Genomic DNA, 20,470 nt, shown 5'->3' on the forward strand with positions numbered 1-20,470 from the left:
CATGAAGCATAGCCTGGTGGGTTCCATGTCGCGTTTTCCCCTTTTTTTGCTGGCCCTGCCGCTCGTCCTGGGCGGCTGCGCCACCGTGGCCGATGCGCCGCGACAACAACAGCTCGAACTGCACGCCGTGCTCGACTACCAGGAGGTCGTCGGGGTGGGATGCCTGCTGAGCAATGACCTGGGCCGCTGGTTCGTGGTGGCGCCGGGACGCGTCACCATCGCGCGCAGCGCAGCGCCGCTGGTCGTCGATTGCAAGAAGGCGGGAACGGGCGCCGGACAGGAGCAGGTCGGATCGCGCCCCGACGCGCTCAGCCTGATGGGCAATGTGGTCATCAGCGCCGGCATGGGTCTGATCGTGGACCGGTACTCGGGAGCAGGGTGGTCATACCCAGCCAACCTGACGGTGCTGATGGCGCCGGCCGCCCCGCGCGAAGAACTGGCGGCGCAGCGGGTGGAGAGCCCGGTGTTCTGAAGCGCCGGGCGCAGACAAGCCCGGCCCTGAAAAAAAACAGCCCCGCACGCGGGGCTGTTTTTATTGATGAAATAATATTTCACCACAGCCCCAGGATGAAAGAATATTTCATCGCGGGGCCGGGGCGCATTACACGCGGTTCATCAGGAAGGTGGTCAGGAGCGGCACCGGACGGCCGGTCGCGCCCTTGGCCGCGCCCGACTTCCAGGCGGTGCCGGCGATGTCCAGGTGCGCCCAGGTGTAGTTGCGGGTGAAATTCTCCAGGAAGCAGGCCGCGGTGATCGAGGCGGCGCCCGGAGTGCCGATGTTGGCCAGGTCGGCGAAGTTCGACTTCAGCTGCTCGTTGTAGTTCTCGCCCAGCGGGAAGCGCCAGGCCACGTCGCCGGCCTGCTTGCCGGCGTCGAGCAGTTCCTGGGCCAGGCCGTCGTGGGCGTCGTCGTGGCGGGTGAACAGGCCGCTGGTATGGTGGCCCAGGGCCACGATGCAGGCGCCGGTGAGGGTGGCGATGTCGACCACGGCGGCCGGCTTGAAGCGCTCGGCGTAGGCGAGGGCGTCGCACAGGACCAGGCGGCCTTCGGCATCGGTGTTCAGGATTTCGATGGTCAGGCCGTTCATCGAGGTCACGATGTCGCCCGGCTTGGTCGCGCGGCCCGAGGGCATGTTCTCGCAGGCCGCCACGATGCCGATCACGTTCAGCTTCAGGCCCATCTCGCCGATCGCACGGAAGGTGCCCAGCACCGAGCCGGCGCCGCACATGTCGTACTTCATCTCGTCCATGCCGGGACCCGCCTTGATCGAGATGCCGCCGCTGTCGAACGTGATGCCCTTGCCGACCAGGACCACCGGCGCATCTTTCTTGTTGCCGCCCATGTGCTTCAGGACGATGAACTTGGGCGCTTCGTCGCTGCCCCTGGCCACCGCCAGGAAGCTGCCCATCTTCAGGGCTTCGAGCTGCTTGCGTTCCAGGACCTCGATGTCGAAGCCATAGTCGTCGGCCAGCGCGCGCGCGGTGTTGGCCAGGTAGGTCGGGGTGCAGACGTTCGGCGACAGGTTGCCCAGTTCCTTGGTCAGCGCCATGCCGTTCGAGATCGCGACGGCCTGGGCCAGCACCGGCTTGAGCTGGGTGGCGGCGTTCGCGGCGTCGGCGGCGATGACGATCTTGCGCACGCCGGCGGGCGCCGGATCCTTCTTGCTCTTTTGCGTATCAGTACGGTGCTCGGTCTCATTGGCCGCGATCACAAGTGCGCGCACTGCCCAGTTGACGTCGCGGTCTTTCACATCCGCCAGCGGGAATGCGATAATGGCATCCGTCGCGCCCAGGGTGCCGCACACCTTCAAGGCTGCGCCGACCGCGCTGCTGTAGCTCTTTTCGCTCAGCGCCTCGGTCGTGCCCATGCCTACCAGCAGCACGCGCGCCGCGGCGACGCCGGTCACGCCGCGCAGCAGCAGGGTCGAACCGGCCTTGCCGCTGATGTCGCCGGACTTGAGCGCGGCGCTGATGTCGCCGCCGGCGTCCAGCGCTTTGGCAGCCTGCGACAGTTTCTTGTTCTCGAACACGGCGACTGCGATCACGCCGGCTTTCGCCGCGGCCAGGGTGTTCTTGGTGTCGAATGCTTTTATGCTAAAGTCCATTTTTGGTTCTCCGGTTCGTTTTCGCGGTGCCGCGGTAAGGCAGATTTATTTACCGCTGTGCCTAACCTGCAATTATAGCTATTTATTGAATGATCTTTCGACGCGCCCTGCAACGTGAATTGGCCAGTTCCGCCGGCGCCACCTTTACGGTGCTGTTTACGATCCTGGTCACCTGGACGCTCATCAAAGTCCTCGGCACGGCCGCCGGCGGCAAGGTCGACCCGGGCGACGTCCTGGCCCTGATCGGTTTCGCCATCCTCAATTACCTGCCGACCATCCTGACCCTCACGGTCTTCATCTCGGTGCTGGCGGCGGTCACGCGCAGCTACCGCGATTCCGAGATGGTCGTCTGGTTCGCCTCCGGCATGTCGCTGCGGCGCTGGATCGCCCCGGTCCTCAGCTTCGGCCTGCCGATCGTGGCGCTGGTCGCGGCCCTGTCGCTGGTGGCCGCCCCATGGGCCGCGCTCAAGCGCGCCGAGTTCGTCGAGCGTTTCCAGAAGCGCGAAGACCTCAAGCGCGTCGCCCCCGGCCAGTTCCGCGAATCCTCATCCAGCGACCGCGTGTTCTTCGTCGAACGCTCCACCACCGGCGCTACCGTGGTGCAGAACGTGTTCGTCAATTCGCGTGACAAGAACGGCGGCACCTCGGTGGTGGTTGCCAAGGAAGGCGTGATCGAGTCCGACGCCGGGGGCGGCCAGTACCTGGTGCTGAGCAACGGGCGCCGCTACCAGGGCACGCCGGGGCAGGCCGATTTCCAGTCGATGGAATTCGAGCGCTACAAGATGCGGGTCGCGACCAGGACGCCGGTGCTGGGCACCGACACGCCCAGCAATGCGCTGCCCACCTCGGTGCTGCTGCAGATCGAGAACCAGTACACCCGCGCCGAGCTGCTGGACCGGATCTCGACGCCGATCATCTGCCTGGTGCTGATGCTGCTGGCGATCCCGCTCGGCTTCGTCAACCCGCGCGCCGGCAGTTCGGCCAACATGATCCTGGCGCTGCTGATCTTCTTCACCTACCTGAACCTGAACAAACTGATGGAAAACAGCGTCAAGCGCGCCAAGCTCGATTTCGACGTCGCCTGGTGGCCGCTGCACCTGGCGGCCGCGCTCACGGTCGCGGCGCTGTTCGCGTGGCGCCTGAACGTCAACCACCGCTGGCATCCGCTGGCCCTGCTCAATGCCTGGAAGCGGCGCCGGGCGGGCCGCGGCAAGGCGGCCCCGGCGAAGGCGGAGGCGCAATGACGGTCCTGCAGCGCTACTTCGCGGTCAACATCGCGCAGGCGGTCAGCTTCGTGCTGGTCGCCTTTCTCGCCCTGATCTCCTTCATGGACCTGACCAGCGAGCTGCCCTCGGTGGGCAAGGGCGGCTACGAATTCCAGCATGCGCTGATGTACGTGCTGCTGCTGGTGCCCGGCAACGTGTACCAGGTGATGCCGGTGGCGGCCCTGATCGGTACCATCTACACGATGGCGCAGTTCGCCTCGAGCTCCGAATTCACCATCATGCGGGCCTCCTCGATGTCGACGCGGATGGCGGGATGGATGCTGTTCAAGGTCGGCGTGGTGTTCGTCCTGATCACCTTCGTGTTCGGCGAGCTGATCACCCCCCGCACGGCCCCGCTGGCCGAGCGCGTGCGCCTCGCCGCCAAGGGCTCGACCCTGTCGGCGGAATTCCGCTCGGGGATGTGGACCAAGGACAGCATTCATACCGACGGCGTCAAGGGCCCGGTGGTGGGCACGCGTTTCTTCAATGTGCGCCAGATCCGCTCCGACGGCCAACTGGTCGACGTGCGCCTGTACGAGTTCGACGCCAACATGCGCATGCGCGCCCTGATCACCGCCGACGCCGGCAGCTACCGCGGCGACAATACCTGGCGCCTGAGCGGGGTCACCGAGACCATGTTCTCCAACAGCCGCGCGCTGCCCCCGCCCGGCACCCCGGCGCCGCAGGGCCAGTCGATCGCCGCCGCCTTCGGCCAGGACACCGCCGCCGTCGCCACCCGCAAGCTCGACACGATGGACCTGGCCTCGGAGATCACCCCCAAGATCCTGTCGGTCTCGCGTTCCGAACCCGAACGCATGTCGGCCAGCGAGCTGGCGGTCTATACCCGCCACCTGGCCGAGAACCGCCAGGAGACCGGCCGCTTCAAGGTGGCGTTCTGGAAGAAAATCATCGATCCGCTGTCGATCCTGGTCCTGATGGCCCTGGCCTTGCCCTTCGCCTACCTGCACACGCGCAGCGGCGGCGTCAGCCTCAAGATCTTCGTCGGCATCATGATCGGCGTGGGCTTCCTGCTGCTGAATGCGCTGTTTTCGAACCTGGGCGTACTGACCGCGCTGCCGGCCTTCATGACCGCGGCCGCGCCCAGCCTGCTATTCCTGCTGCTGGCGATCGGCGCCCTGTGGTGGGTGGAGAGACATTGATGAAACGTGCACTCGTCCTGTTCGCCCACGGCGCCCGCGCACCAGGCTGGGCCCTGCCTTTCGAACGGCTGCGCGACCAGGCGCAGGCCCGGCTGCCCGATGTCGGCGTCACGCTGGCCTTCCTCGAACTGATGGAGCCGCGCCTGCCCGCCACGGTCGAGGCGCTGGTGCGCGACGGCACCGAAGACATCACGATCGTGCCGGTATTCCTGGGGCAGGGTGGCCACCTGCTGCGCGACCTGCCGCAGCTGGCGGACGGCATCCGCGCCGCCCATCCCGGCCTGCGCCTGCATGTGGTCGGCGCCATCGGCGAAGATCCCGGGGTGCAGGCGGCCATGACGGACTATTGCCTGCGCTCGCTCGGCTGAGGCTGCTTGCCGGCCGGCGCCGGTGCGTAGCGCGCTCTGATGCTGGCGAAGCGTTAACACCCTTGGCAAGGCAGGCAAGATTACGTTGGTTTTCCGCCATATTGCCGGAGAGAATTTAATTTCTGTCTTTAAATAGAAATTTCCGTGAGGCATTATGACTGGTATCCAGTGCCGCGCACTCCGCGCGCTCACCTACCAGCAAGATGCCCCCCATGAGCACCGATACCACTGATTACGCCCCCGTCGGCATCGTCGACGACCGCGATATCCTGTTGACCACCCTGCGCAGCGGCGAAGTCGCCGCGACGCTGACCCCGATCGACTGGGGCCTGCCGACCGGCGGACGCTGGGTCATCGATGCCCAGTCGGTGCCGGGCCTGTTCTCGATTGCCTACAACCCCGCGACCGACAGCAGCGCGCGCCTGATCGTCAACGACGCGGCGCTGCTGCCCGCGGCCGGCTCGGCGGCGACGGTCACCGCCCATTACTACGACCGCTACCAGCTCGACGGCAACGGCAATCCGCTGCCGGGCCATGGCGTCGCCGAGACCCTGGTGTACACGGTCGAAGCAGGCAGCTCGCGCGACCTGGCCGGATTCGGCAGCGAGCTCGTGCTCGGCGCGGCCGCAGCATCGGCCAATCCCGACATGGCGACGCTGTCGACCGGCGCGTTCATGACGGCATGGCAGTCGGCAGACGGCAGCATCGTCGGGCAGTTGCGCACTGCCGCCGGGGCGGCGCAGGGGGCGGCATTCGCGCTCAGCCCGACGAACGACGCCGCGCTCGACGCTGCGCCCGCGCTGGCGGCGCTGGCGGGCGGACGTTCGGTGGTGGCCTACACCAGCACCGACGGCGCCGGCACGCGCATCGCCTACCGCATCGTGGATGCCAACGGCAATCCGGGCGCCGAAGTCGTCGTGGGCGCGGCCGCCGCGGACACCGCGATGCCCGACGTGACGGCCCTGGCCGACGGCGGCTTCGCCCTGGCCTGGCGCAGCGGCGGCCAGGTGCACGTGCGCACTGCCGACGCCAACGGCACCCCGACCGGCATCGAGCAGGTCTACGGCGCCCTTGGCACCGCCTTCAGCCCGAGCATTGCGGCCACCGCCACCGGCTACGTCGTCGCGTGGGGCGAAATCGGCGACGGCAACGTCTATGCCGCGCTGGCAGGCGGCGCCCCGATCGTGGCGAGCGGGGACGGGCTGGCCGCAAGCCGCGCCACCGCGGCGCCGCAACCGGCGGTGACCGCACTGGCCGGGGGCGGCTTCGTGGTCACCTGGGACAGCTACGCCAACTCTCCCTGGGGCTTTGCGAGCACCGACATCTTCTTCCAGCGTTTCGATGCGGCCGGCAAGCTGGTCGGCAACATGACGCAGGCGAACCTCGACGGCGGCGGCGGCCGTTTCGAGTCGACCGCGATCGCGCTGGCCGATGGCGGCTTCCTGGTCGCATGGCAGAGCGACAGCGGCGACTTCGACCGCGGCGGCGTGTTCGGCCGGCGCTTCGACGCGGATGGCGCCGCCCTCGATGCGCGCGAATTCGGGATCAACGAGATGCGGCAGGGCGACCAGGCCAAGCCGGTGCTCAGCGCGCTGGCCGACGGCGGTTTCGCCGCCGCCTGGGTCGACACCCAGGACAACGGGACGGTGCAGGTCGAGGCGCGTGTGCTGGCCGGGGCCGACCCGGCCCCGCCGGTCGCCGCGGCGCCGGACCCGACGCCGACACCGACACCGACACCGACACCGACACCGACACCGACACCGACACCGACACCGACACCGACGCCGACGAGCCCCGGCAACTCGGGCACGAGCACCGGAAGCGGCTCCTCGACCGCCGCCACGATCAGCGGCGGCAACGGCGCCGACCTGATCAAGGCAGTGGCAGGCAACCAGAGGATCGACGGCCTGGCCGGCATCGACACGGTCGACTACGGCAATTACAAGAGCCTGTTCGAGATCGCGCGTACCGAGGGCGGCGTGACCGTCGCCGACCGCTTCGGAACCGGCGGCACCGATACGCTGGTGAACGTCGAACGCCTGAGCTTTACCGATGTGTCGGTGGCGCTCGACATCGACGGCATCGCCGGCCAGGCCTACCGCATGTACACGGCGGCATTCAACCGGACCCCGGACAAGGCGGGCGTCGGCTACTGGATCAAGATGATGGATGCGGGCGTGAGCCTGGAGCAGGTGGCGGCCGGTTTCGCGACCAGCGCCGAGTTCAAGAGCCTGTACGGCGCCGATGCCGGCGACGCGCAGTTCGTCGAGCTCCTGTACAACAATGTGCTGCACCGCAGCGCCGAAGGCGCCGGCCGCGATTACTGGATGCAGGTGCTGGCCGAGCAGCACACCCCGCGTGCGCAGGTGCTGGCTTTCTTCAGCGAGAGCGCCGAGAACCAGGCGCAGGTGATCGGGTCGATCCAGAACGGGATCGAATTTACGCCTTACGGTGGATAAGCTGGTTCAGTGGCATGCATCGTAGGGTGGACGGCTTCGCCGTCCGCGCGTCCGACTCACGGATGCTCTGCCACAGAACTTGCGCCAGCTGAACGCGCGGACGGCATAGCCGTCCACCCTACCGTTGATGTTCGCGCTTGGCGAGCGCCTCGCCCAGCATCACCAGCACCGGCCCGTGTCCCGGCTCCAGCCCGCGCGCCAGGTCGCTTAAAGTCAGCCGCAGGATGCGCTCGTCGGGCCGGCTGCAGTTTTCCACCACCACCACCGGCAGATCGGGACGGCGTCCTTCCGCCAGCAGGCGTTCGGCGGTGGCCGCGGCTTCGCGCCCGCCCATGTACTGCACCAGCGTGTCGGTTTCGGGCAGGGCAGGCGGGGCGGCGATCGGCCTGTCCGGCCGGTCCCTTTCAGTGCTCGAGGTGAAGAAGGCAACGCTGCGCGCCACGCCGCGCTTGGTGAGCGGTTGCCGGGCGGCGGCCGCCGCCGCGACCGCGGTGGTAATGCCGGGAACGACTTCGACCTCGATGCCGGCCGCTTCCAGCGCGCGCAGTTCCTCGTCGGCGCGCCCGAACAGCATCGGGTCGCCGCCTTTCAGGCGCACCACCTGCCGGAACTTGCCGGCGCATTCGACCAGCTGCTGGTTGATGTGGACTTGCGCCGTGGAGCGCTGGCCCGAGCGCTTGCCGACCGAGATCAGCTCGGCCTGGCGGCACAGGTCGAGCATGTCGGAGGTGACCAGCGCGTCGTAGAGCACGACGTCGGCCTGCGCCAGCAGGCGCGCGCCGCGGACGGTGATGAGGTCGGCAGCGCCGGGGCCGGCTCCCACCAGATAGACTTTGCCGAGTGCCCCTGAATGCGCCATGCAGACCCCTTCGCTTATTGATCCAGTCGGATCATACCCGCTGCCACGGTCTGGTGGGTGACTTCGTCGATCAGGATGAAGGCGCCGGTGGCGCGGTTGTCGCAATAGGCGTCGGCCGCCAGCGGCTGCTGCACGCTCAGCTGCACGGTGGCGATGTCGTTCAGCTTCAGGCCCTCGGTGGGATTGCCCGCCACGCGCTGCTGGGTGTTGACGTCCAGGATGCTGTCGACCTGCTTGAGCCTGGCCGCGGTCTGGCGGGTGCCGTGCTTGATCCAGTACTTGCGGCGCATGTCGAGCGGCTCGTCCGACATCCAGCACAGGTCCGCCACCACCTGCCTGAGCTGGGTCGCGGGTTGATCGGCGCCGGCCAGCAGGTCGCCGCGCGAGATGTCCAGGTGTTCGTTCAGCAGCAGGGTGACCGACTGGCCGGCCACGGCGGACTGCAACGAACCATCGAAGGTCACGATGTCCTTCACCGTGGCGCCCTGGCCCGAAGGCTGGACGACGAGCTTGTCGCCCACCGAGACCTTGCCCGACTCGATGCGGCCCATGTAGCCGCGGAAGTCATTGGCTTCGTGGCCGTTGTGGCGCGCCACCAGCTGCACCGGGAAGCGGAAGGGCGCGGCGTGCGACTCGTCGTACACGGACAAAGCTTCGAGCAGGTCGATCAGGGTCGGGCCCTGGTACCAGGGCATGTTGCCGGAAGCGGTCACCACGTTGTCGCCGCCGAGGGCCGACAGCGGGATCGCCGTCACGTCCTTCAGGCCCAGCGAGTCGGCGAATGCGCGGTAGGCGCCGACGATGCGCTCGTAGACCGTTTGGTCGTAGTCCACCAGGTCCATCTTGTTGACGGCCACGATCACGTGCTCGATCTGCAGCAGCTTGGCGATGGTCGAGTGGCGCTTGGTCTGGGTCAGCAGCGTGACAGAACCATCGTCGCCCAGCTTCACCTTGGAGACGTCCACCAGGATGATCACGGCGTCGGCGGTCGAGGCGCCGGTGACCATGTTGCGGGTGTATTGCTCGTGGCCCGGGGTATCGGCGATGATGAACTTGCGCTTCGGGGTGGCGAAGTAGCGGTAGGCCACGTCGATGGTGATGCCCTGTTCGCGTTCGGCTTCCAGGCCGTCGGTCAGCAGCGACAGGTCGATGGTGTCGCCCACGGTGCGCTTGTGCTTCGAGCGCGAGACGGCGGCCAGCTGGTCGGCGAAGATGCCCTTGCTGTCGTACAGCAGGCGGCCGATCAGGGTGCTCTTGCCGTCGTCGACGGAGCCGGCGGTGATGAAGCGCAGCAGACCGCGCTGGTTGGCGTTTTCGGCGAAGTTGTCGGTGGGGGCGTTCATCAGAAATATCCTTGCTTCTTGCGTTTTTCCATCGAGGCTTCCGAGGTCTGGTCGTCCATCCGGGTTGCGCCGCGCTCGGTCACTTCGGTGATGGCGGTCTCGGCGATGATGTTCTCGACCGTGCTGGCATGCGAGGCCACCGGGCAGGTGCAGGAGATGTCGCCCACGGTGCGAAAGCGCACGGTGCGGGTTTCGACCGTCTCGCCCTCGCGGGCCGGGGTCAGCGGCGTCAGCGGCACCAGCAGGCCATTGCGTGGGATGACCTGGCGCTCGTGCGCGAAGTAGATCGGGGGCAGGGCCAGCTTTTCGCGGGCGATGTACTGCCACACGTCGAGTTCGGTCCAGTTCGAGATCGGGAACACGCGCATGTTCTCGCCCGGATGGACGCGGGTGTTATACAGGTCCCACAATTCCGGGCGCTGGGCCTTCGGGTCCCATTGGCCGAACTCGTCGCGGAAGGAGAAGATGCGCTCCTTGGCGCGCGCTTTCTCTTCGTCGCGCCTGGCGCCGCCGATGCAGGCATCGAAACCGTGTTCGGCGATGGTTTCCAGCAGCGTCACGGCCTGGGCCGCGTTGCGCGAATCCAGCGCCGGGTTGCGCAGGCGCACGGTGCCGCGCCGGATCGAATCCTCGACCGAGCCGACGATCAGGCGCTCGCCCAGTTCCGCCACGCGGGCGTCGCGGAAGGCGATCACTTCGTCGAAGTTGTGGCCGGTGTCGATGTGCACCAGCGGGAAGGGGAATTTACCGGGGCGGAAGGCCTTTTCGGCCAGGCGCAGCAGGACGACCGAATCCTTGCCGCCCGAGAACAGCAGGGCCGGATTGCTGCATTCGGCCGCCACTTCGCGCAGGATGTGGATGGCCTCGGATTCGAGGGCGTCGAGGTGGCGCGCGTTAATTTCACGATGCGCGTCGGTGAGCACGCCGGGGTTGTCGAATACTGTCGTCATGTTGTTGTGCCTTTGGGTGACGTGATCAAGCCGCCACGGATTTGATGCGAATGAGTTTGCCGTCGACTACGTGCAGGCCGCATTCCTTGGATTCGGGGTTTTCCCACCACCAGCGGCCGGCGCGCAGGTCCTCGCCCGGCTGGATCGCGCGGGTGCAGGGCTCGCAGCCGATCGAGGGGTAGCCGCGCTCGTGCAGGGCGTTGTACGGCACCTGCTCGCTGCGCAAGTATTCCCAGACGTCCGCTTCGAGCCAGTCGGTGAGAGGATTGAACTTCTGCATGCCGTGTGCGGCATCGTCTTCCTGCACCGCCAGCTCGGCGCGGGTGGTGGACTGGGCGCGGCGCTGGCCGGTGATCCAGGCCCTGTTGCCGCTCAGCGCGCGGCCGAGCGGCTCGACCTTGCGAATGCGGCAGCACTCCTTGCGCATCTCGACGCTGTCGTAGAAGGCGTTCAGGCCGTTCTGCGCCACGTAGGCATCCACCGCCTCCGGCTGTGGCCTGAACAGGGCGATCTCGTAGCCGTAGGTCGCACGGACCCGGTCCAGCATGTCGAGGGTCTCGGCGTGCAGGCGGCCGGTCTCGAGCGAGAAGATCCCGATCGGCAGCTTCGCCTTGAGAATCAGGTCGGTCAGGACCATGTCCTCGGCCGCCAGGCTCGATGCGAACACGGCGGGCGAGAAATCGCGGGCGATGCGCGCCAGGATGGCTTGCGTTTCTTCGACGCGGCGCTGCAGTGGCAAGTTCGGCTCGCTCATGGTGGATTCCTCAGATGCCGGCGCCGGCATCGAGCAGTTCCGGCGGGGTGCCGCGCGGCGCGCGGCGGAACAGCGGCAGCGGCTGGTCCACCGAGGCCTGGTAGGTTTCCGAGAACACCGTCAAGCCCTTGAGCGCATCGACGATGCTGCGGTCCTGGCGGGTGGCGAAGGCATCGAAGCCGACCCGCGACAGGGGCCACAGCTGGTCGCGCAGCACGTCGCCGATGGCGCGCAGCTCGCCCTGGTAGCCGAGGCGCTTGCGCAAGTTGAAGGCGGTCGAGTAGCCGCGGCCGTCCGAGAACTTGGGGAAGTCCACGGCCACCACGCCAAGGCGCTGCAGGTCGTCGCGGATGGCGGCGGCCTGCTCGTCCGGGGCCAGCCAGACGCCGATGTCGGCGCGGCCGCTCAAGGCCGGGCGCTGCGCCTGCCACACGCTCAGGGGGACGATGATCTTGCCGTCCGGGACGGCGACGGTCTCCGGCGCCTCGCCCTCCAGCAGGCGCAGCACGCTCCAGTCGTCCTCGACCACGTCGCGGTGTTTGATGATCTGCTTGTGCAGCACGAGATTAGGCATAGTGGTCTTCTCCAACCAGTGCGCCCGCCGCGATCGGCGTGGCATACACGTATTCCTTGAATGGCGCGACGCCCAGGCGCTGCGCGGTGTCGACGAAGCGCTCGCCCTCGAAGCGCTCGCGTACATAGACTTCGAGCAGGCGGCCGACCACTTCCGGCATCTGCTGCGCCGAGAAGGACGGGCCGATGATCTTGCCGATCGCCGCGTTGTTGCCCTGCGAACCGCCGATCGACACCTGGTACCACTCGCTGCCGTCCTTGTCCACGCCCAGGATGCCGATCGCGCCCACGTGGTGGTGGCCGCAGGCGTTGATGCAGCCCGAGATGTTCAGTTCGATGTCGCCGATGTCGTGCTGGAAGTCGAGGTTGTCGAAGCGCTCGGCGATGGCGGCCGCGATCGGGAGCGACTTGGCGTTCGCCAGCGAGCAGAAGTCGCCGCCCGGGCAGGCGATGATGTCGGTCAGCAGGCCGATGTTCGGCGTTGCCAGGCCCTTGGCCTTGGCCAGCTGCCACAGCTCGAACAGTTTCGATTGCTCGACGTCGGCCAGCACCAGGTTCTGCTCGTGGGTCACGCGCAGTTCGCCGAAGCTGTACTCGTCGGCCAGTTCGGCCACGAAGTCCATCTGCTCGGCGGTGGCGTCGCCCGGCGGCACGCCGGTCTTCTTGAGCGACAGCAGCACGGCGGCGTAGCCCGGCACCTTGTGCGGCTTGACGTTGCGGTTGACCCAGTTGGCAAACGCGCGGTTGTCGGCATGGGCCGCGCTCGGGTCGCTGTCTTCGAGGGTGGCATAGCCATGCGGCTGGAACCACTGGGCCACGCGGTCGAATTCTTCCTGGCTCAGGGTTTCCGGACCGTCCTTCAGGTCGGCCCATTCTTCTTCCACCTGGCGCGTGAACTCTTCCACCCCCAGGGCCTTGAGCAGGATCTTGATGCGGGCCTTGTACTTGTTGTCGCGGCGGCCGTGCTGGTTGTACACGCGCATCACGGCTTCGGTATAGGTCAGCAGGTGCCGCCACGGCAGGAAGTCGCGGATCACCGAGCCCAGGATCGGGGTGCGGCCCATGCCGCCGCCGGCCATGAACTTGAAGCCGACTTCGCCCGCATCGTTCCTGACCAGGGTCAGGCCGATGTCGTGGATGGCGATCGCGGCGCGGTCTTCGATGGCGCCGTTGATCGCCACCTTGAATTTGCGCGGCAGCGCGATGAACTCGGGGTGGAAGGTGCTCCACTGGCGCAGGATCTCGGCGAAGGGGCGCGGGTCGATGAGTTCGTCGGCGGCCACGCCGGCGAACTCGTCGGTGGTGATGTTGCGGATGCAGTTGCCGGAGGTCTGGATCGCGTGCATCTCGACCGAAGCCAGGTCTTCCAGGATGCTCGGGGTCTGCTCCAGTTCGATCCAGTTGTACTGGATGTTCTGGCGGGTGGTGAAATGGCCGTAGCCGCGGTCGTACTTGCGAGCAATATGGGCGAACATGCGCATCTGTGCCGAGGACAGCAGGCCATACGGCACCGCCACGCGCAGCATGTAGGCGTGGCGCTGCATGTACAGGCCATTCTGCAGGCGCAGGGGGATGAATTCTTCCTCGGTCAGCTCATCGGAGAGGCGGCGTTCCACCTGGCTGCGGTACTGCGCAATGCGTTCGCGCACGATGAGATGGTCGTAGTGGTCGTAGCGATACATGGTCTGGTCCAGTGAGGATGGACGCTGCAAACATTGTCCACCCGTTAAATGTAGGGACAAGTTTAGGGTCCGCTGCCTATATTCCAAACTACGGAGATTTCATTTGCTTATATGCGTAACTTGAATAAGCATCTTAGAATGTCATCCGCTGACACAATCACAAGAATCCAACTCTCACTTCATGAATCTCCACCAGCTGCGCTTCGTGCGCGAAGCCGTCCGCCAGAACTACAACCTGACCGATGCGGCCAAGGCGCTGTTCACCTCCCAGCCCGGGGTCTCGAAAGCCATCATCGAACTCGAGGAAGAGCTCGGTGTGGACATCTTCACCCGCCACGGCAAGCGCATCCGCGGGCTCACCGAGCCCGGCCGGCTGGTGCTGCAGTCGGTCGAGCTGATCATGCAGGAGATCGACAGCCTCAAGCGCATCGGCAAGGAATACGCGGCCCACGACAGCGGCAGCTTCACCATCGCCACCACCCACACCCAGGCCCGCTACATGCTGCCGAAGGTGGTACAGGGCTTCATGCAGAAATATCCCAAGGTGCGCTTGTCCTTGCTGCAAGGCAACCCGAAGCAGATCGCCGACATGGTCAAGAACGACCAGGCCGACCTGGCCATTGCCACCGAGTCGATCGCCGCCATCGACGGCCTGATCACCTTGCCCTGCTACCAATGGGAACACGTGCTGGTGGTGGGGCCCGAGCACCCCTTGCTGCGCTCGAAAGCGGTGTCGCTGGAGGAAATTGCCAGCTACCCAGTCATCACCTATGATGCCGCCTTCGCCGGCCGCAGCAAGATCGACCATGCCTTCGGCCTGCGCAGCCTGAAGCCGGACGTCCTGCTGGAAGCGATCGACGCCGACGTGATCAAGACCTATGTCGAACTGGGCATGGGCGTCGGCATCATCGCCGGCATGGCCTTCGATCCGGAACGCGACCGCAACCTGCGCGCGATTCCGGTGGGCCACCTGTTCGGCATGAATACCTCGCGCGTGGCGGTCAAGCAGGGCGCCTACCTGCGCAGCTATGTTTACACCTTCATCGAGCTGCTCACCCCGACGCTCAACCGCAAGATGGTCGAGGCTGCGATGCGCGGCGGCGAAAACTACGAACTGTAAGAACCAAGGAAATACCTATGAGCACTAAGCCTGTTGCAGATTTCTACACCGCGATCGCCGACCACTACGACGCCCAGTTCCACGACGAGAGCGACGAGGACCGCCAGGACGATCTCGACGACGTGGCCGAGCAGGTCGCCGAGCTGATGCGCGGCCATACCGTGCTCGAACTGGGCTGCGGCACCGGCTACTTCACCGACGTCATCGCCGAAACGGCCACCTCGGTGCTGGCGACCGACGTCAGCGAAGCGATGCTGAACGTGGCGCGCGAGCACGGGGAAGGGCTGGAAAACGTCACCTACCGCGTGGTCGACGCCTTGAATCTGACCAATGAGCTGCCGGCCGAACTCGGGAAATTCACGGCCGTGTTCGCCGGCTTCCTGTGGTCGCACTTCAAGAAGGAGGAGCAGGATGCCTTCCTGGCCGGCCTGCGCGCGCGCATCGGCGCGAACGCGCTGCTGGTGCTGATCGACGACGAATACGTCGAAGGCGCCAGCCCCACGGTCGCGCGCACCGACCAGCAGGGCAATACCTGGGCCCAGTTCATGGATGCCGAGGGTAATCGTCACGAGCTGCCCAAGAACTACCCGACCGACAGCGCCCTGCGCAAGCGCCTGGGTACGGCTGTGCGCGAGATCAAGATCGGGCGCTGGGACAGCTGCTGGGCGCTGACCTGCCGCCTGAAGTGATCGTTGCCGGGCCGGCTTGGCGAGCCGGCTGGAAGCCGCGGCCGATCCGCCTCCCGGTATCGAACTGGTGATGGTGGTCGGTTCCGGCTGCCATTTCTCGCACGACGCGCTCGCCGCCCTGCGCTCGAACCCGGTCCTGCTGGCGCGTCTGCGCCAGGTCGGGCTCAAGCTGCTGACGCCGCCGCGCGCACCGATTCCCTTCGGATACCTGGCGGAGTGGAACGCGGCGAATCCTACGCTGCCCCTGCGGGTTGCCTACGGGACGGGAATGGGCCGTGCTCGCCGAAGCCAACACCCCCGAGTTTTTCCTGCTCGAGAATGGCCGCTTGGCCGGACACCTGATCGGCTGGCCGCGGGGTGGCCATGCCGCCGCGCTGCTGGCGCTGCTCGATACGGCGCGCGGCCAGCGACGCGACCAGAAATGAATGGGCGTCTGGGCTAACAGAACCGGATGCGTGCATCGTCAGCCGTCCCGTTCGCGGGTAGAATCCAGCTTCGATAATGGAAAGGCAGACGATGAAACGAACCGACCTGGCAAAGAGCGACGCGAAGAAACTGATGAACCAGATGGGCGCGGAAGGCGCCAGCTTCGGTGCGGCGGGCAAGGCCGTCGCCCCCGACCGCCGCGCGCAGCGTGACCGTGACCGCGCATTGGGACTGGTGCCGTTTGCCGTCAAGCTCAATGGCGACCTGGTCCAGCAACTGCAACAGCTCGCCAAGGAACGCGATCTCGACCTGAACCAGCTGGTGGCCGAGTTGCTGCAAAAAGGCCTGTCCGCCTGAAGATGGCGGCAGGTGGACGGCGCCGCGCCTGCCTGGCGGCCGCCGAAACCTGGGTGGCGACATCAAAATGGCGCGGACGCTACAGTCGAGTGACTGTCATGCGGATCAGGCCGCCTTCAACAGGCGGGAAGCTCGCTTCGGGCGAGCAGGGCTGCCGGGGGCCGGATCGCATCGACGCGCCGACCAACCACTTTGCACAGGGATCCACCATCATGCGCACTTCCAGCCTGCTGTCTTCCATTCTGATCGGCGCCGTCGCCAGCGCCCGTTCCATGACCCCGATGGCCACGCTTGCCACGGCACGCCTGGCACGGCGCGATACGCCGGGAGAACTCTTCCTTCTCGATCGTCCGCTGTTCAAATATGGCGCGCTTGCCATGGGTGCCGGGGAGCTCTACGGCGACAAGATGAAGAGCGCGCCGGACCGCACGGTGTTCCTGGGGCTGCTGGCGCGCGTGATGAGCGCAGGCATTGCCGGCGCGGCACTGGCGCCCCATGGCCGGGAGAAGGCCGGCGCGGTGGCGGCGGTCGCCACCGCGGTGCCGCTTGCCTACCTGACGCTTGCCGGCCGCAAGCAGGCCATGGCGCGCATCGGCCAGACCCGTAGCGGCCTGATCGAAGACGCCCTGGTGGTCGCGGCCGGCAGCGCGATCGTGGCGATGTCGACCCGGGCGAAAGCACGCTGAGCCGTGAAGCCGCCGGGCCCGCGCCCGGCGGCTTCACGGTCTTCAGGGCCGTGTCACCTCATCGGTTTCGAAGTCCATGGTGTCGGTGTCGGTATCCGTGGGCAGCGGCGCTCCCAGCAGCTTGAGCCAGACGAAGCCGGCCACGCCCGCCACCAGCGAGGCGGCCAGGATCGCCATCTTGGACGCGTTGATGGCCTCGAGCGCGCCGGTGAAGGCCAGGTTGGTGATGAAGATCGACATCGTGAAGCCGATGCCCCCCAGCAGGCCCGCCCCGATGACGTGGCGCCAGGCCAGGTCGAGCGGCAGGCGGCACAGCCCGAGCGTCACCGCCGCAAAGCTGAACAGGAAGATGCCGACCGGCTTGCCGGCCACCAGGCCCAGGATGATGCCCATGCTGTTCGGGCTCAGGAGTTCGGTGGCCCAGCCCGCGCCAATCACGATGCCGGTGTTGGCCAGCGCGAACAGCGGCAGGATCAGGAAGGTGACCGGCTTGTGCAGGACGTGTTCCAGCCGGTGCGAGGGCGAGTGCGTATCGTCTTCCCTGGCCGAAAAGGGAATCGCAAAGGCCAGCAACACGCCGGCGATGGTCGCATGCACCCCCGACTTGAGCATCAGGAACCACATCAGCGCGCCGCCCAGCAGATACGGCAGCAGCGCCATGATGCGCAGCACGCGGTTCATCGCCAGCAGGCCGGCAAACACGGCCAGCGCGCCGAGCAGGTAGAGGAAGGACAGTTCGTTGGTGTAGAACAGCGCGATGACCACGATCGCTCCGAGGTCGTCCATCACGGCGAGCGCGGTCAGGAAAATCTTGAGCGAGGCCGGCACCTTGCTGCCGAGCAGGGCCAGCACGCCGAGCGCGAAGGCGATGTCGGTCGCCATCGGGATGCCGACGCCGGCCTGGGTCGGCGTGCCGCCGTTCAGGCCGAAGTGGATCAGGGCCGGCACCGCGATGCCTCCTGCGGCGGCCAGCATCGGCAGCATGGCATTTCTCAGGTCGGACAGCTCGCCGTTGTACAGTTCGCGCTCGAGCTCGAGGCCGATCAGGAGGAAGAAGATCGCCATCAGGGCGTCGTTGATCCAGTGCTCGATGCTCAGGCCTGCCACATACTGGTGCCAGAAACCGAGGTAGGCCGGGCCGAGCGCCGAATTGGCGAGCGCCAGCGACACCAGCGTGCAGGCGATCAGGACGATGCCGCCGGCCTTGCTCGAATGGATGAATTCCTTGAAAGTCTGGGAAAGGCGACGTTCGATGCGCATCATGCGGCCCCTCGGGCGGCATGGAAAACACGGGAAACACGGGAAACACGGGAAAGGACAGGTGTGGCGGGGGAGCTCGGGCAGGGGCGGGATGGCATCATGTCGGTCATGTAAGGTCGCAAAAGAGCCGCGTGGCGGCCCGACCATCGCGCATCCTGCCGTGCCGACATTGGCACGAACACCCGTGGCCATTATAGCAGCGTTGACAAGCGGCCGCTCCGGGCGGTGCGGCCGCTGCCGCGGCAATCCTAGTGGGCGGTATCGGTCGCCGCGACGCCGCCCGATTTTTCCCGCAGGGCGGCTTCGGCCTTGCGCTGCACCCAGTAGTCGGCGTTCTTGATGCCCAGCGCCACCGGATCGAAGACCGGATCCTTGCCCTCGGCTTTCTGGGCCTCGTAGTCGCGCAGGCACTTGAAGGCCACGTTACGCAGCAGCAGGATGGCCACGATGTTCAGCCAGGCCATCAGGCCCACGCCCAGGTCGCCCAAGGCCCAGGCGGCGTCGGCGGTGCGGATGGTGCCGTAGAAGGTGGCGCCGATGAGCGCGATCTTCAGCAGGAAGGTCATCCACGGACGCCCGATGCGGCGATTGATGTAGGCGATATTGGTTTCGGCGATGTAGTAGTACGCGACGATGGTCGTGAAGGCGAAGAACAGCAGGGCGATCGCGACGAACATCGAGCCGAAGCCCGGCAGGATGTTTTCCAGCGCGGTCTGGACGTAGCCGGGGCCGGCCGCCACGCCCTGGATGCCGGTGAACATCGGGGTGCCGTCCGGCGCCTGGACATTGTATTGGCCGGTGATCAGGAGCATGAAGGCGGTGGCCGAGCACACGAACAGGGTGTCGACATAGACCGAGAAACCCTGCACCAGGCCCTGCTTGGCCGGATGGCTGACCTCGGCGGCCGAGGAAGCCTGCGGTCCGGTGCCCTGGCCGGCTTCGTTGGAGTACACGCCGCGCTTGACGCCCCACTGGATCGCCATGCCGAGGATGGCGCCGAAGCCCGCGTCCAGGCCGAAGGCCGAGCGGAAGATCAGCGCCACGACGCCCGGCAGCTGCTCGATGTGCAGCGAGATGATGATGCAGGCCACCACGATGTAGCCGAGCGCCATGAAGGGCACCACGAATTCGGCGAAGTGCGCGATGCGCTTGACGCCGCCGAAGATGATGAAGGCCAGCGCGATCGCCAGCACCACGCCGGTGATGGTGGTGTCGACCCCGGCGGCGTTCTTCAGGCTCTCGGCGATCGAGTTGGCCTGCACGCCGGGCAGCAGCAGGCCGGTGGCGAGGATGGTGGTGAAGGCGAAGATCAGGGCATACCACTTCATGCCCAGGCCTTTCTCGATGTAGAAAGCGGGGCCGCCGCGGAACTGCTTGTTGATCGATTCCTTGTACACCTGGCCCAGGGTCGATTCGACGAAGGCCGAGCTGGCGCCGAGGAAGGCCACCATCCACATCCAGAAGATGGCGCCGGGGCCGCCGAAGGTCAGGGCGGTGGCGACGCCGGCGATATTGCCGGTGCCGACGCGGCCGGCCAGCGTCATGGTCAGTGCCTGGAAGGAGGAGACGCCCTGGTCGGAGCTTTTACCGTCCAGTAACAGGCGCGTCATCTCGCGCACGTGACGCAGCTGCAGGAAGCGCGATCGGATGGAAAAATACAGGCCGGTGCCCAGGCACAGCGCGATCAGCGCCGTACTCCAGACATAGCCGTTGATGGTGTTGACCAACTCATTCATTGTCGTGATCCCCGTAACAAGTCTTGTGTGCGAACCATGGCCGGAAACGCTGCCCGGCCGCGTGTGGTGTGCAACGATACCCGAAGCCTTGTTTGATTCCTATTGTTATTTTTTAGCCTGAAACGGGCGCCCCCGAATAGTGCGCTGCAGCATGCCCGGCCGACTGCGCGGCTCGCCGGCGGGGCAGGGCGGCACGGTTTCAGTGCAGGCGGATCGGTGCGAGCGTCGTGCCTTCGCGGACCTCGATCGCCGCGTCCTCGAAACCGGGCGGCCCGAAGCGGCTGGCGGCATCGCGGCTGAAGCCGTAGTTCTCTTTCGGGATGCCGATAAAATTGCGGTCGAGTTCCATGTTCTCGTTCTCGTCCTGGTAGGCCAGCACCGCCCAGGTGCCGGGTGGAATGTCCTTCAGGGTGACGACGGTCTCGCCTTCCCGGGCCGGCACCGAGGCGCTGTAGGCGCATTGCTTGAGGAAACGGGCGCGGTCGCACACGGCGACGTTGACCTTGCCTTTGCCGCCGGCCACGTTGGTGACCCTGACTTCGACGGTCGCAGCCGATGCCGGCAGCGCGGCCAGCAGCATGGCGCAGGAGAGCAGGATGGTGCGGAGTTGATGCATGCTTGTCCTTTCTTTGATAATAACAATGCGTGTACCGTCGCTGAACCGCGGCGGCGGGGTAAT

At 66.4% G+C, this 20,470-nt stretch carries 20 protein-coding genes; 10 read left to right on the forward strand and 10 right to left on the reverse strand.

The genetic code is table 11. The annotated features are described in order from the left end of the window. Positions 1-16: 16 nt before the first annotated feature. Positions 17-472 (forward strand): hypothetical protein, encoded by a 456-nt coding sequence (locus IM543_08480; GenBank protein ID QOY96585.1) that lies wholly within the window; start codon positions 17-19, stop codon positions 470-472. Between the two features lie 129 nt (positions 473-601). Here IM543_08480 and IM543_08485 read toward each other — a convergent pair whose 3' ends face one another. After that, a complete protein-coding gene (locus IM543_08485) occupies positions 602-2,104 on the reverse strand; it encodes a leucyl aminopeptidase (protein QOY95853.1) in 1,503 nt (500 codons plus the stop codon). A gap of 89 nt (positions 2,105-2,193) precedes the next feature. Between IM543_08485 and lptF the strand changes: the two genes are divergently transcribed. From lptF to IM543_08505, 4 genes are all read left to right on the forward strand, one after another. Beyond that, positions 2,194-3,348 (forward strand): LPS export ABC transporter permease LptF, encoded by a 1,155-nt coding sequence (lptF, locus tag IM543_08490; GenBank protein ID QOY95854.1) that lies wholly within the window; start codon positions 2,194-2,196, stop codon positions 3,346-3,348. Next, the gene (locus IM543_08495) at positions 3,345-4,529 is read left to right on the forward strand and encodes an LPS export ABC transporter permease LptG (protein ID QOY95855.1); all 1,185 of its coding nucleotides are present in this window, start codon (positions 3,345-3,347) and stop codon (positions 4,527-4,529) included. Before lptF ends, IM543_08495 begins: the two co-directional genes overlap by 4 nt. Continuing rightward, the gene (locus IM543_08500; GenBank protein ID QOY95856.1) at positions 4,529-4,897 is read left to right on the forward strand and encodes a CbiX/SirB N-terminal domain-containing protein; all 369 of its coding nucleotides are present in this window, start codon (positions 4,529-4,531) and stop codon (positions 4,895-4,897) included. Before IM543_08495 ends, IM543_08500 begins: the two co-directional genes overlap by 1 nt. A 212-nt stretch (positions 4,898-5,109) precedes the next feature. Further along, positions 5,110-7,356, forward strand: coding sequence for a DUF4214 domain-containing protein (locus tag IM543_08505; protein ID QOY95857.1), 2,247 nt, complete (start codon positions 5,110-5,112; stop codon positions 7,354-7,356). A gap of 118 nt (positions 7,357-7,474) precedes the next feature. On the opposite strand, the gene cobA is transcribed toward IM543_08505, so the two are convergent. Genes cobA through IM543_08535 form a run of 6 tightly spaced genes read right to left on the reverse strand, consistent with a single transcriptional unit; the run spans position 7,475 to position 13,517 of the window. Further along, the gene (gene cobA, locus IM543_08510; protein QOY95858.1) at positions 7,475-8,215 is read right to left on the reverse strand and encodes a uroporphyrinogen-III C-methyltransferase; all 741 of its coding nucleotides are present in this window, start codon (positions 8,213-8,215) and stop codon (positions 7,475-7,477) included. A gap of 14 nt (positions 8,216-8,229) precedes the next feature. Continuing rightward, on the reverse strand, positions 8,230-9,558 hold the full coding sequence (locus tag IM543_08515) for a sulfate adenylyltransferase subunit 1 (GenBank protein QOY95859.1): 1,329 nt from the start codon (positions 9,556-9,558) through the stop codon (positions 8,230-8,232). After that, complete coding sequence (gene cysD, locus IM543_08520; protein ID QOY95860.1) at positions 9,558-10,508, reverse strand: sulfate adenylyltransferase subunit CysD; 951 nt, start codon at positions 10,506-10,508, stop codon at positions 9,558-9,560. The genes IM543_08515 and cysD overlap by 1 nt, the downstream gene beginning before the upstream one ends. Before the next feature lie 25 nt (positions 10,509-10,533). Next, a complete protein-coding gene (locus IM543_08525; protein ID QOY95861.1) occupies positions 10,534-11,262 on the reverse strand; it encodes a phosphoadenylyl-sulfate reductase in 729 nt (242 codons plus the stop codon). A 10-nt stretch (positions 11,263-11,272) separates the two neighbouring features. Further along, the gene (locus IM543_08530) at positions 11,273-11,836 is read right to left on the reverse strand and encodes a DUF934 domain-containing protein (GenBank protein QOY95862.1); all 564 of its coding nucleotides are present in this window, start codon (positions 11,834-11,836) and stop codon (positions 11,273-11,275) included. Further along, entirely contained in the window at positions 11,829-13,517 is a 1,689-nt protein-coding gene (locus tag IM543_08535) for a nitrite/sulfite reductase (protein QOY95863.1), read from the reverse strand. Before IM543_08535 ends, IM543_08530 begins: the two co-directional genes overlap by 8 nt. Positions 13,518-13,698: 181 nt before the next feature. On the opposite strand from IM543_08535, the gene IM543_08540 reads away from it, so the two are divergent. The 5 genes from IM543_08540 (at position 13,699) to IM543_08560 (ending at position 16,795) form a co-directional block, all read left to right on the forward strand. After that, positions 13,699-14,637, forward strand: a complete 939-nt coding sequence (locus IM543_08540) for a CysB family HTH-type transcriptional regulator (GenBank protein QOY95864.1) — start codon at positions 13,699-13,701, stop codon at positions 14,635-14,637. A 17-nt stretch (positions 14,638-14,654) separates the two neighbouring features. Continuing rightward, a complete protein-coding gene (locus IM543_08545; protein ID QOY95865.1) occupies positions 14,655-15,326 on the forward strand; it encodes a class I SAM-dependent methyltransferase in 672 nt (223 codons plus the stop codon). Positions 15,327-15,601: 275 nt separating this feature from the next. After that, the gene (locus IM543_08550; protein QOY95866.1) at positions 15,602-15,751 is read left to right on the forward strand and encodes a hypothetical protein; all 150 of its coding nucleotides are present in this window, start codon (positions 15,602-15,604) and stop codon (positions 15,749-15,751) included. Positions 15,752-15,842: 91 nt separating this feature from the next. Beyond that, entirely contained in the window at positions 15,843-16,109 is a 267-nt protein-coding gene (locus IM543_08555; protein ID QOY95867.1) for a hypothetical protein, read from the forward strand. Positions 16,110-16,321: 212 nt separating this feature from the next. Continuing rightward, positions 16,322-16,795, forward strand: coding sequence for a hypothetical protein (locus tag IM543_08560; GenBank protein QOY95868.1), 474 nt, complete (start codon positions 16,322-16,324; stop codon positions 16,793-16,795). Positions 16,796-16,837: 42 nt separating this feature from the next. Here the strand turns inward: IM543_08560 and nhaA are convergent, their stop codons facing one another. The 3 genes from nhaA to IM543_08575 all read right to left on the reverse strand — a co-directional run bounded on the left by nhaA (position 16,838) and on the right by IM543_08575 (position 20,407). Then, positions 16,838-18,058 carry a Na+/H+ antiporter NhaA gene (gene nhaA / locus IM543_08565; protein ID QOY95869.1) on the reverse strand — a complete coding sequence of 407 codons (1,221 nt, stop codon included), beginning with the start codon at positions 18,056-18,058 and terminating at the stop codon, positions 16,838-16,840. A 245-nt stretch (positions 18,059-18,303) separates the two neighbouring features. Then, a complete protein-coding gene (locus IM543_08570) occupies positions 18,304-19,791 on the reverse strand; it encodes an alanine:cation symporter family protein (GenBank protein ID QOY95870.1) in 1,488 nt (495 codons plus the stop codon). 199 nt (positions 19,792-19,990) lie between these two features. Beyond that, positions 19,991-20,407: a DUF2141 domain-containing protein gene (locus IM543_08575; protein QOY95871.1), complete on the reverse strand. Its 417-nt coding sequence runs from the start codon at positions 20,405-20,407 to the stop codon at positions 19,991-19,993. Between the last annotated feature and the right edge of the window lie 63 nt (positions 20,408-20,470).

Origin of the sequence: Massilia sp. UMI-21 (assembly GCA_015277795.1) — a bacterium.
Classification (GTDB): Bacteria; Pseudomonadota; Gammaproteobacteria; order Burkholderiales; family Burkholderiaceae_D; genus Telluria.